This window comes from Formosa sediminum (genome assembly GCF_007197735.1).
Classification (GTDB): Bacteria; Bacteroidota; Bacteroidia; order Flavobacteriales; family Flavobacteriaceae; genus Formosa; species Formosa sediminum.
In genome coordinates, this window is sequence record NZ_CP041637.1 from 2,833,241 (window position 1) to 2,846,117 (window position 12,877).

Annotated in this window: 12 protein-coding genes; 8 read left to right on the forward strand and 4 right to left on the reverse strand. The window is 32.3% G+C overall.

From position 1 onward, the window contains the following. Positions 1-71: 71 nt before the first annotated feature. Positions 72-1,823 carry a 2-succinyl-5-enolpyruvyl-6-hydroxy-3-cyclohexene-1-carboxylic-acid synthase gene (gene menD / locus FNB79_RS12380; RefSeq protein ID WP_143381601.1) on the forward strand — a complete coding sequence of 584 codons (1,752 nt, stop codon included), beginning with the start codon at positions 72-74 and terminating at the stop codon, positions 1,821-1,823. Between the two features lie 60 nt (positions 1,824-1,883). After that, complete coding sequence (locus FNB79_RS12385; RefSeq protein WP_143381602.1) at positions 1,884-2,714, forward strand: CvfB family protein; 831 nt, start codon at positions 1,884-1,886, stop codon at positions 2,712-2,714. A gap of 73 nt (positions 2,715-2,787) precedes the next feature. Here FNB79_RS12385 and FNB79_RS12390 read toward each other — a convergent pair whose 3' ends face one another. Next, positions 2,788-3,903 (reverse strand): C1 family peptidase, encoded by a 1,116-nt coding sequence (locus FNB79_RS12390; protein ID WP_143381603.1) that lies wholly within the window; start codon positions 3,901-3,903, stop codon positions 2,788-2,790. 52 nt (positions 3,904-3,955) lie between these two features. Between FNB79_RS12390 and FNB79_RS12395 the strand changes: the two genes are divergently transcribed. The 6 genes from FNB79_RS12395 (at position 3,956) to FNB79_RS12420 (ending at position 9,832) form a co-directional block, all read left to right on the forward strand. After that, the gene (locus FNB79_RS12395; protein WP_143381604.1) at positions 3,956-4,795 is read left to right on the forward strand and encodes a 1,4-dihydroxy-2-naphthoyl-CoA synthase; all 840 of its coding nucleotides are present in this window, start codon (positions 3,956-3,958) and stop codon (positions 4,793-4,795) included. Between the two features lie 9 nt (positions 4,796-4,804). Then, a complete protein-coding gene (gene menA / locus FNB79_RS12400) occupies positions 4,805-5,707 on the forward strand; it encodes a 1,4-dihydroxy-2-naphthoate octaprenyltransferase (RefSeq protein ID WP_143381605.1) in 903 nt (300 codons plus the stop codon). A 203-nt stretch (positions 5,708-5,910) separates the two neighbouring features. Then, the gene (locus FNB79_RS12405; RefSeq protein ID WP_143381606.1) at positions 5,911-6,588 is read left to right on the forward strand and encodes a metal-dependent hydrolase; all 678 of its coding nucleotides are present in this window, start codon (positions 5,911-5,913) and stop codon (positions 6,586-6,588) included. Between the two features lie 125 nt (positions 6,589-6,713). Beyond that, on the forward strand, positions 6,714-7,751 hold the full coding sequence (locus FNB79_RS12410; RefSeq protein ID WP_143382628.1) for an o-succinylbenzoate synthase: 1,038 nt from the start codon (positions 6,714-6,716) through the stop codon (positions 7,749-7,751). Between the two features lie 6 nt (positions 7,752-7,757). Further along, a complete protein-coding gene (locus FNB79_RS12415; RefSeq protein ID WP_143381607.1) occupies positions 7,758-8,744 on the forward strand; it encodes a CPBP family intramembrane glutamic endopeptidase in 987 nt (328 codons plus the stop codon). A gap of 11 nt (positions 8,745-8,755) precedes the next feature. After that, complete coding sequence (locus tag FNB79_RS12420) at positions 8,756-9,832, forward strand: AMP-binding protein (RefSeq protein ID WP_143381608.1); 1,077 nt, start codon at positions 8,756-8,758, stop codon at positions 9,830-9,832. A gap of 80 nt (positions 9,833-9,912) precedes the next feature. Here the strand turns inward: FNB79_RS12420 and FNB79_RS12425 are convergent, their stop codons facing one another. The 3 genes from FNB79_RS12425 to FNB79_RS12435 all read right to left on the reverse strand — a co-directional run bounded on the left by FNB79_RS12425 (position 9,913) and on the right by FNB79_RS12435 (position 12,830). Next, complete coding sequence (locus tag FNB79_RS12425; RefSeq protein ID WP_143381609.1) at positions 9,913-10,608, reverse strand: OmpA family protein; 696 nt, start codon at positions 10,606-10,608, stop codon at positions 9,913-9,915. A gap of 12 nt (positions 10,609-10,620) precedes the next feature. Then, entirely contained in the window at positions 10,621-11,112 is a 492-nt protein-coding gene (locus tag FNB79_RS12430; protein ID WP_143381610.1) for a hypothetical protein, read from the reverse strand. A gap of 89 nt (positions 11,113-11,201) precedes the next feature. Then, positions 11,202-12,830: an acyl-CoA carboxylase subunit beta gene (locus FNB79_RS12435; RefSeq protein WP_143381611.1), complete on the reverse strand. Its 1,629-nt coding sequence runs from the start codon at positions 12,828-12,830 to the stop codon at positions 11,202-11,204. Positions 12,831-12,877 lie beyond the last annotated feature (47 nt).

The window sequence follows — 12,877 nt, forward strand, 5'->3', positions numbered from 1 at the left end:
AGAGGGAAGTTGGTCGTGTATAAATTTAAGAATGCTTAATTTTACAGCAGATAGATTATAATTTATAGTTCATGATATATTCAGCGATTCCTCTCGCACAAACAGTGATTCAACTGTGTAAAGCAAAACACATTAAACATATAGTAATTTCTCCAGGAAGTAGAAATGCACCTTTAACAATAGGATTTACACACGATCCATTTTTTACATGTTATAGTATAGTAGACGAGCGTTGTGCAGCGTTTTTTGCTTTAGGAATTGCGCAACAATTAAAAGAGCCAGTTGCAGTTGCATGTACTTCAGGAAGTGCGTTATTAAACTATTATCCTGCTATTTCAGAAGCATTTTTTAGTAACATTCCATTAATTGTACTTTCGGCAGATCGTCCTCCACATATGGTTAATATTGGTGATGGACAAACCATTAATCAGCCCAACGTATTTCAAAATCATATTTTATATAGTGCTAATCTAAATTTAGATGAACCTGTTAAAAGTACTAATCATGATTTTGTAGATGTATTAAAAACTATTGAGCACAAGTTAGAAGATGTTTTACGTCTTCAAAAAGATGTACAAAAGCGCAACGAAATCGCCATCAATAAGGCTTTAAATATTGCGATAACACAATCTGGTCCTGTCCACATTAATATTCCTTTTAACGAACCGCTTTACAATCGTATTTCAGAATTATCAGTTTCTCCTAAAATTATCGCAGCAGAGCCTCATGCTCTTGAAATAGATTTTGAAACCATTGAAGGTTGTGCAGATGCGTGGGATATTGCAGAACGCAAATTAATTCTTGTAGGCGTAAATGGACCCAATGAAATAGAACAGAAATATTTAGATCTTTTAGCAGAAGATGATAGTGTAGTCGTGTTAACAGAAACGACATCTAACATACACCATGAGGCTTTTTTTTCAGGAATTGATAAACTAATAACACCTTTAACAGATGCTGAATTTAAAGCCTTACAACCCGATATTTTACTAACTTTTGGAGGATTAATTGTATCTAAGCGCATTAAAGCATTTTTACGTCAGTATAAACCCAAACAACATTGGCATGTGGGGATGCATAAAGCTAACGATACTTTTTTTAGTTTAAGTAAAGTAATAAAAACCACTGCAAATCAGTTTTTTAGTGAATTACTAAACCGAACTACATTTTTAGATACCGGTTATAATGCTTATTGGAACGAGGTACAACTATTACGAAATGTAAAACATAACACCTATGTAAACCAATGTGTATATAGTGATTTTAAAGTTTTTGATGTATTGTTTAAAACGCTCCGTAAAGATTCTGTTTTGCAGTTGGGAAATAGTTCTACTATTCGGTATTCACAATTATTTAAATTGCCATACAATGTCGAGGTCTTTTGTAATCGCGGTACTAGTGGTATAGACGGTAGTACATCTACAGCTATTGGAAGCGCTGTGGCAACAAATAAACCTACTACACTAATATCAGGAGACTTAAGCTTTTTTTACGACAGTAATGCGTTGTGGAATAATTATATTCCTGCAGATTTTAGAATTATAATAATTAACAATGAAGGTGGTGGTATTTTTAGAATTTTACCAGGGCATAAAAACACAGAAAATTTTGATTATTATTTTGAAACTAAACATCAATTAACCGCTAAACAATTAGCAGAAATGTATAAGTTTGAATATCAAACAGCTTCAAATGAACATGAATTGCAATCAGAATTAAACACATTTTATAATCATTCATCTTCACCTAAACTATTAGAAATTTTTACCCCTTCTACAATCAATGATATTGTTTTAATTGAGTATTTTAAAGCTTTAAAATAATTGTAAGAGGCACCGTTAACTTTTAGCATAAACAACAACTAATATTATTACCTTTGCGGCATGATACATTTAGGAGAATACAATACATTAACAATATTACGCGATACAGAACCTGGATTGTTTTTAGGAGATAATGAAGGTAACGATGTTTTATTACCAAATCGCTATGTCCCAGAAACGTTTGAAATTGGAGACAATATTGAAGTTTTTATATATTTAGATAATGAAGAGCGTATTATTGCAACTACAGACAAACCCTATATAACTAAAGGAGACTATGCGTTATTACGTTGCAACCAAACCAACGATTTTGGTGCTTTTTTAGATTGGGGATTGGTAAAAGAATTATTTTGTCCGTTTAAAGAACAGGCCTTTAAAATGAAGAAAGGCGGATGGTATCTTGTTTATTGTTATGAAGACGAAAAAAGTAATCGTTTGGTAGCATCTAGCAAAACCAATCAGTTTTTAAGTAATAAAGATTTAACTGTACAGGCTTTTGATGAGGTTGATTTAATTGTATCACATCCTTCCGATATTGGAATGAATGTTATTGTGAATAAAACGCATACAGGTTTAATATTTAAAGATGATATCTTTCAGGATTTAAGTGTTGGTGACCGATTAAAAGGGATTGTTAAAAAAGTACGTCCCGATAATAAGTTAGATATTATGTTAGGTAAAATTGGGTACAGAAGTATAGAGCCTAATGCCGATTTAATAATGAAAGAACTTGAAGATAATAGCGGTTATCTTAATTTAACCGATAAATCTGCTCCAGAAGCTATTAAAGAAGCTTTACATATGAGTAAAAAGAACTTTAAAAAAGCTGTGGGAACACTTTATAAAAAGCGCTTAATTGAAATTAAAGACGATGGCATTTATCTCGTGTAATTGCCTTTAGAATAGATTAAAAAAAGCCTCAAACAGTAGTGTTTGAGGCTTTTTTGTACTTTGTTACCTGAGATTACAAGTTTAAATCTTTTTTAATAGAACGTGGTAACGCATCTTTATGCACCATAACAGATATGGTTTTTAATTTAAAGTAAGCTTCACTCATGTAAATATATCCGTCGTTAGATACGCGGTCTGAGTTTCCGCCCCAAGAATTTTTCACCTTAAAATAAGTATTTCCTTTTTGATCTTCAACCAAACCAACAATATGCATCAAATGATCGTCTGTAGTATCAAAATTTTCAAATTCTTGCTGGCGATATTCTGGAGTTACTTTTAATTCTTTTTCGATAGATTTTAAAGCAGATTCTGTATCTTTTTCATCTTTTGGCCACACCGCAACACCATATTTTGAAGAGAATGTTTTCTCACTTACGTCGCAATCTAATTCTACAGTAAAACCATTTTTTAGAGCATCATAGGTTATATCAAATAAATCTTCTAAAGGTACATTGTAAAAACTTCCGTTAGAAAAATTATCAGGAATATTTAGTATAAAAAATGTGTTGTAAGGTTTATGTGTAAAAGATGTCAGCGTAACATAGTCTTTAGCTTTTAACCCCGTCATGGTAAGAAATGTTTGTGGTGTATAGGCTACGCCTTCGTAAGTAAAGTTTGTTTTAACTTCACCTAATTTTTTATCTAATACTTTAGAAACATCAGTTTTCCAATTTCCATCGTAAGTTTTAGGGTTTTTAATATAACTGTCTAAAACCGTTTTTAAAGCACTTACAATGTCTGAATGATCGTGTTTAGTACTATTTTTTAATAATCCAGTATACGCCTCATTAGGCACTAACCCGTAAGCATCCATGCTGTTTATAACATCGTGAGCTAAACCACCTTCACTAAATTGTGCCTTACCTTGGCGCATTACATAATTCCATGATTTTAAAGGATACGTTTGTCTAACATTGTACATTTCAGATAAATCGATGTGTTTTCCAGTAGTTCTTAAAATTTCACTTTCTAAAAAAGACGATGTAGAAAAACTCCAGCATGTACCTGTGTTTCCTTGGTTTAAAACATCTAGTGCACCAAGATCTACTTTGGTTTCAAATTTATAAGCCTGTGCAAAAGTTACAGACGTCATGGTAAGTAGTAATAAGAAAATACTATATTTTTTCATTATGAAGTATGGGTTTATGTAAAATGATTTATTTTTGGCTAAAATAAGAAAAATGGAACAAGCAAATTGGGTAACTGTCAAAGAATATGAAGACATTACTTATAAAAAATGTAATGGTGTGGCGCGTATAGCGTTTAACAGACCAGATATTAGAAATGCGTTTAGACCAAAAACCACAAGCGAATTATACGACGCTTTTTATGATGCTAATGAAGATGTAAATATTGGTGTAGTTTTATTATCTGCCGAAGGGCCTTCTTCTAAAGATGGTGTGTATTCCTTTTGTAGTGGTGGCGATCAAAATGCTAGAGGAAAACAAGGTTATGTAGGTGAAGATGGTTATCACCGTTTAAACATATTAGAAGTTCAACGTTTAATTCGTTTTATGCCTAAAGCTGTTATTGCAGTAGTACCAGGTTGGGCTGTTGGTGGTGGACATTCATTACATGTGGTTTGTGATTTAACTTTAGCCAGTAAAGAACATGCCATTTTTAAACAAACCGATGCCGATGTTACCAGTTTTGATGCCGGGTATGGATCGGCGTATTTAGCAAAAATGGTTGGGCAGAAAAAGGCTAGAGAGATTTTCTTTTTAGGACGAAATTATTCAGCTCAAGAAGCTTTTGAAATGGGCATGGTAAATGCTGTAATTCCGCATGCAGAATTAGAGGCTACCGCTTACGAGTGGGCTCAGGAAATATTAGCTAAATCACCTACGTCCATTAAAATGCTGAAATTTGCCATGAATTTAACAGATGATGGTATGGTTGGGCAGCAAGTTTTTGCTGGTGAAGTAACACGCTTGGCTTACATGACAGATGAAGCTAAAGAAGGTCGGAATGCATTTTTAGAAAAGCGTAAACCGAACTTTGAGAAAAAATGGATCCCATAATAAATACATATGAGTAATTTTTCAAAATGGATTTCGGCTATGCGATTACGCACTTTGCCATTGTCTATTTCAGGTATTATTGTGGGGAGTTGTCTAGCTGCTTTCGATGGTTTTTTTAATACCCCTATTTTTGTACTAGCAATATTTACTACGTTAAGTTTACAGATTCTATCTAATTTAGCAAACGATTATGGAGATGGCATAAAAGGCACCGATAACGACGATCGTATTGGTCCGATGCGTGCGTTACAAAGCGGAGCTATAACAGCATTGCAAATGCGATCTGCAATTAAGTTAAATATTGGTATTACATTAGTATTTGCTATCGCATTAATTTGGGTAGCATTTGGTAAAGAAAACTTTGCTATGTCGGTATTTTTCTTTGTCTTAGGTGTTGCCTGTGTGGTCGCAGCTATAAAATATACAGTCGGAAATTCGGCTTATGGATATAAAGGATTAGGTGATGTATTTGTGTTTTTGTTTTTTGGATTAGTCAGTGTAATAGGGTCTTACGTGTTGTATGTTAAACAAATAGATTACATTACTTTTTTACCCGCAATAACAATTGGATTATTAAGTGCAGGGGTTTTAAACCTAAATAATATGCGTGATATATTATCTGATGCCAAATCGAATAAAAATACTTTGGTAGTAAAGATGGGGTCTAAAACAGCGAAACAGTATCATTATTTTTTAGTTGGAGGTGCACTAGTTTTAAACACTGCTTTTGTTATTATATTTTATACATCTCCTATTAATTTAATAGTATTAGTGGCTTACATTCCACTCATAAAACATTTAATAACCGTACACAAAAATAAAGTACCAAAAGATCTAGATCCGGAATTAAAAAAATTAGCACTTAGCACTTTTTTATTAGCTTTATTGTTAGGATTAGGGTTTGTTTTATAACTAAAATACCTTCAAAATTTGTTAAAAATAGTTAAGTTGAAAACTTATAAGGAGATACATTATAATATTTTGTATCTTTATGTAAGTTGATATTTTTATCAATAGTAAGCTTAAATTAGCTTTATTTTTGGGTACTGAGAAACTCAGACAGATTTAATAAATATGTCTGAGTTTTTTTAATTAAAATAAAAAACAATTGATATATGAAAATCACATTTTACGGACATGCAAGTCTTGGAATAGAAGTAAATGACATCTCAATTTTAGTAGATCCGTTTATCTCTCCAAACGAGAAAGCATCACATATTAATATTGAAACATTAAAAGCAGATTATATATTAATAACACATGCACATGAAGATCATGTTGCAGATGTCGAGGCAATTGCTAAACGTACTAACGCTATTATTGTCTCTAATGCCGAAATCATATCCTATTATGCAAATAAAGGTATAGAAGGCCACCCAATGAATCATGGTGGGAAATGGGATTTTGAATTTGGTACAGTTAAGTATGTAAATGCCATTCATTCATCTAGTTTTGCAGATGGATCTTATGGCGGTAACCCAGGAGGTTTTGTTATAGAAGGTGAACGTAAAAACATTTATATCGCAGGAGACACTGCATTAACGTTTGATATGAAACTAATCCCAATGCATACTAAATTAGATTTAGCAATTTTACCTATAGGAGATAATTTTACAATGAGTGTAGATGACGCACTCATAGCTAGCGATTTTATTGCTTGCGATAAAGTATTGGGATATCATTACGATACGTTTGGATATATTGAAATAGACCATGAAGAAGCCAAACGTAAGTTCTTCGATAAAGATAAAGACTTAATGTTGCTTGATGTGGGAGAGTCTATAGAACTCTAACTTATTTAAACACTATAATTTATCGCCTTAAAAGATGTATTACTATATTTTTTAAGGCTTTTTTATGAGTTTTTAGAAGCTACTAATTGTCTGTTTTGAGAAAATATTTAACTATTTTTGATACTATGATTACAGCAACATATCAAAAGTATATTCTAAATTTTAAAACTCCTAGCGGAACATCTAGAGGTGTACTAAAAACGAAAGAAACTTGGTTTATTCAGTTGGTTTCCGATGGTAAAAAAGGTATTGGTGAAACTGGTCTTTTTAGAGGTTTATCTATAGATGATAGACCCGATTATGAAGCCAAACTACAATGGGTTTGTGCCAATATAAATAAGGGATTAGAGGCGTTGTTAATTGAATTAACAGCATTCCCCAGTATACAATTTGGTCTAGAAATGGCTTTTAAATCTTTAGCTGGAGATACACCGTTTGCTTTGTTTCCGTCTAAATTTACATCTGGAACAGCTGCCATTGCTATAAATGGTTTAATTTGGATGGGAAGCGAAACCTTTATGAAGTCTCAAATTAAAGATAAATTGGAGGCTGGTTTTAGTTGTATTAAAATGAAAATTGGTGCCATAGACTTTCAAACAGAAGTTAATTTAATAAAGTCTATTCGAAAAGAATTTTCTGCCTCAGAGATCGAATTACGTGTCGATGCTAACGGGGCATTTAGTCCGGAAGAAGCTTTAGAAAAATTAAATGTCTTATCTGCTTTTGATTTACATTCTATAGAACAGCCCATTCAAGCGGGACAATTAGAAACTATGGCAAACTTATGTGCACAAACACCTTTGCCTATTGCTTTAGATGAAGAGTTGATAGGTATTAATAATCAGGAAGATAAGCAGAAGTTGTTAGAGCTAATAAATCCACAATATATTATTTTAAAACCTAGTTTAATAGGTGGTTTTCAAGGTAGTAATTCTTGGATTGCATTGGCCGAAAATCGTAAAATAGGATGGTGGATAACTAGTGCTTTAGAAAGTAATGTGGGCTTAAATGCAATTGCTCAATATACATATACTTTACAAAGTAATTTGCCTCAAGGCTTAGGTACTGGAGGATTATTTACTAATAATATTGACTCGCCTCTTCAGGTTAAAAATGGAACATTACTATATAATACAAACAAAAACTGGAATTTTAATTTATAGATATATATGTATATAAGTCAAGCTTATAAAGGATTAACAGATTGGTGGCGCTATATAGTAGGTGTACTGATTGCTTTAGTAGGAGTAATGATTTTTTCTACGCCCCATCTTATAGCAATTAGTTTAAAAACATTACAAGGAGATGTTGATGTAGCTCAATTAAAAGACACAAATTTTGTATTACAATTATTCGACCCTAATTTGAATTTAATTTTTATAATGCTTCCATTTTTAGGCGGATTGTTATGTTTGTTTTTAGCTGTTAAATTAGTTCATAAATTATCTCTATTAAACCTTACAACAACACGCGAGCGTATAGACTGGAAACGGGTGTTTTTTTCCTTTATACTTTGGGGTGTTGTGTCGTCTATATTTGTTGTTGTAGACTACTTTATGTATCCAGAGCATTATGTTTATAATTTTCAACTTAATAAATTTCTAATTCTTGTAGTTATAGCAATCATTCTTGTTCCTATTCAAACAAGTTTTGAAGAGTATATGTTTAGAGGCTATTTAATGCAGGGAATAGGAGTCATTTCAAAAACTAACCTTTTACCGTTATTAATTACCTCTATAATTTTTGGTGGATTGCACATCTCTAATCCTGAAGTTGAAAAATTAGGGTATATTATAATGATATATTATATAGGAACAGGGTTGTTTTTAGGGATATTAACTTTAATGGATGAAGGGATGGAGTTGTCTCTAGGATTTCATGCAGCAAATAATTTATTCACGGCATTATTAGTAACATCAGATTGGAGTGCGTTACAGACTTATTCCATATTAAAAGATATATCTGAACCAGATAAAGCCAATTTTATAGAAATTTTTCTACCTGTGTTTGTCATTTTTCCAATTTTACTTTTTATCTTTTCAAAAAAATACAATTGGACAGATTGGAAGCATAAACTTACAGGACGAATAGTTAATCCTGTAACAACACATGCTTTAGAAGCAGATTTAAATGAAGACATACAAAACAATAACTAAAATATTTTACCATGATAGCAGAAGTACAGAGTAATATACCAACTTACGATAAAATTCATTTAAAATTTAAATTAAACGGTCGTTATTACGATTCAGAATCTTTAAGTGAAGTTGCATATTGCTTTATAAAGGAAGGAGAACCTCACCAAAAAACATTAGGTGATTTTTTACAAGCTTGGTTAGATAATAACGATTATGTAGAAGTACAAACTTCGGGGTCTATTGGTGCTCCAAAAAAAATTAAAATTAAAAAACAAGCCATGGTAAATTCGGCTATCGCTACAGGTAATGCATTTAATTTGCGTCCAGGAGATAGTTTATTACATTGTTTGCCTTTTAATTTTATTTCAGGTAGAATGATGTTGGTTCGAGCAATGATTTTAGGTTTAGAATTAGATGTTGTACCACCACGTATTACTCCTGTTTTTGATGAAACGAAAACATATGACTTCTCTGCCATGATCCCGCCACAGGCTGAAAATTTATTACCTAAATTACATCATTTTAAAGCTTTAATTATTGGTGGAGCAGCTGCATCTCATAAGTTATTACAAGATATTCAAGGTATAGATACCCAATGTTATTCTACTTACGGAATGACAGAGACGGTAAGTCATATTGCGTTTAGACCTTTAAATGGACCTCATAAAACAGATTTTTATAAGGCAATGCCTAATGTAAAAGTTTCTACTAATGATAAAGGCTGTTTAGTGCTTGAAGCAGATTATTTATTTGATGGTAAACTTGAAACTAATGATGTTGCAGTAATGCATTCTGAAAATGAATTTAAATTAATTGGAAGAATAGATAATGTAATTAATTCTGGTGGTTTAAAGTTGTTTGCAGAACAAATAGAAAAACATTTAACTGGAGGTATTTCACAACGATTCTTTGTAGCAGGCTTACCCGATGATAAGCTTGGTGAGCGTTTAGTTTTAGTTGTTGAAGGCGAGGAGAGACCTATTGATTCTGAAGTTTTTAAAGATTTAAAAAAGAATGAAATTCCTAAAGAAATTATTTTTATTAAGAAATTTATAGAAACACCTAACAGAAAAATACAACGTAAGAAGACGTTGGAGTTGATATAGTATATTCAAAATAATATAATATAAAAAAGCCACTAATAATAGATTAGTGGCTTTTTTATACTTAACGCAGAACTGCTTTTTTAAATTTTCACAAAAGCAACACGTCTATTATTAGCTTTTTCTTCTGGCGTACTGTTTGCATTTAAAGGTTGAGATTCTCCTTTACCAACAACATGTAACCTATCGACTTCTATGCCTTGCTTAATAATTGTGGTTTTAACAGCATTTGCTCTATCTGTAGACAAGGTTAAGTTATTAGCTTCAGAACCATCACTGTCTGTATGTCCTATAATTTCAAATTTCCAATCAGGGTTTTCTTGTAAAATAGTTACCATTTGATTAATAATTCCTTGGGAATTTCCTTTTATTGTAGATTTGCCACTATCAAAAATAATTCCATTAGTTACGTACTCTCCGTTGGCAACAATTCTATTGTACATTTCGCCACCACCATGTGCAATTCTAATATTTTTTACAGCCAAATAAGGGTGTTTACTGTCGTTTTTAGAGTAAAACATTAAGCCAATACCTAACATATTAGGCGCTACATCAAATTTAGGGATGTTAGATATGCGCTTAGAGTCGTAATACATTTTAAATTTACCTTTGTAATAGGAAATAGCAATGTGGTGCCAAGCATTTTGCATTCCAACAGAAATACTTTCCATTTTAAAATTACTGTTAGCAGCCCAACCTTCAATTCTAGCAGCTTTTTTTATTTCAATTTCTGTATCGCTGGTTCTATAATCGTCGCTAAAATGTAAGTCATGTCTCATATACCAGATTTTTTATTCTTCTAAATTAGGTATCAATATGTCATACTCTATAGTAAATTCATCGCCTAAATAATCTTTAGAATTAAATAGAGGTTTAATAATATTACTTGTTTCTGCAACCAATATTATAGCTTTCTCTCCGTTAATTTTTACCACTTCAGCACCTCCTTTAACTAGGTCCCATCGAGACGGGAATTCTCCAATTTGTTCTGTACTTAAATCATCGTAAAAAATTACATTTTCACCTGGAACAAAACGAAAGTTTCGCCAAATTTCTGGACTGTCTAAGCTTGTAATGTCATCATTATCTGTATGAACCGTGGTTTCAATTTCGGTATCGCTTTTTTCAATATTTTCAATGTCTTCTTCATCTTCTATTTCAGAAGGTGCGTCTCCATTAATTGTTTTATCTATTTCTTTTTCTGCACTTTTTACAATGGCATCTTCAGCTTTTTCTTTAAGTTTTTTCCAAAGTTGTGCATGACTATCTACAGAAAAGGCCATTATAGTTACTATTGCTAGTAATACATTTGTAGTTTTTTTTCATAAAAAAATATAAGTGTTGTTGTTTTAATTAAAGAGTAAATTATAGCTTAAACTTGCAAAATACCTAAGTTAAATGGCTTTTCAATAGGTGCGTGGTTAGCAGCTTCAATTCCCATAGAAACCCACGTACGAGTATCTAAAGGGTCTATAATACCATCTGTCCAGAGTCTAGATGCCGCATAATATGGAGAGACTTGGTTATCGTATCTTGATTTTATTTGATCAAATAATTCAGCTTCTTTTTCTGGTGTAATGGTTTCTCCTTTAGCTTTTAAAGATGCTGTTTCTATTTGTAGTAAGACTTTAGCAGCCGAGTTTCCACTCATAACAGCAAGTTCTGCACTTGGCCAAGATACAATTAATCTGGGATCGTAAGCTTTACCACACATGGCGTAATTTCCCGCTCCATAGCTATTACCTATAATAATGGTGAATTTAGGAACTACAGAGTTACTTACTGCATTAACCATTTTAGCACCATCTTTAATGATACCACCATGCTCAGATTTAGAACCTACCATAAATCCAGTTACATCTTGTAAAAAAACTAATGGTATTTTTTTCTGATTGCAATTGGCAATAAAACGCGTAGCTTTATCTGCACTGTCGTTGTAAATAACTCCACCAAATTGCATTTCTCCTTGCTTTGTTTTAACGAGTTGTCTTTGGTTTGCTACAATTCCAACAGCCCAACCATCTATTCTAGCATAAGCGGTAATAATGGTTTTACCGTAACCTTCTTTATATTCTTCAAATTCAGAATTGTCTACCAAACGCGAAATAATGGCTTTCATATCGTATTGATCTGCTCTGCTTTTAGGAAGAATGCCATAAATATCTTTAGGATTATCTTTGGGTTTAAAGGCTTTTGTTCTGTTAAAACCAGCTTTATCGTAATCCCCAATTTTATCAATAATAAATTTAATTTTATCTAAAGCGTCTTTATCATCTTTCGCTTTATAATCGGTAACACCACTAATTTCACAATGCGTGGTAGCACCACCCAACGTTTCATTATCAATAGATTCTCCTATTGCTGCTTTTACCAAATAACTTCCTGCAAGAAAAATACTAGCAGTTTTATCTACTATTAAAGCTTCATCACTCATAATTGGCAAATAAGCACCACCAGCAACGCAACTTCCCATAACGGCAGAAATTTGAGTAATTCCCATACTACTCATAATAGCGTTATTTCTAAATATACGACCAAAGTGTTCTTTATCAGGAAAAATTTCGTCTTGTAAGGGTAAATAAACACCAGCACTATCTACTAAATAGATAATTGGTAATTTATTTTCGATTGCAATTTCTTGAGCACGCAAGTTCTTTTTTCCCGTAATTGGAAACCATGCACCGGCTTTAACTGTGGCATCATTTGCCACAACTATACATTGTTTGCCTTTAATGTATCCTATTTTTACAACAACTCCAGCAGAAGGACACCCACCATGTTCAGGGTACATATCTTCTCCTGCAAAATTCCCGATTTCTATACTTTTAGATTTAGGATCTAATAAGTAATCTATACGTTCTCTAGCAGTAAGCTTGCCTTTGCTATGTAATTTTTCAATACGTTTTAAGCCTCCACCTAGGCTAACTTTTGCAAAACGTCTTTTTAATTCTGATACTAAAAGTTTATTGTGATCTTCGTTTTTATTGAAGTTGATATCCATGTAAAAAATCAATTTGCAGCTAAAATACGAAAGTTTAAAAATATCTG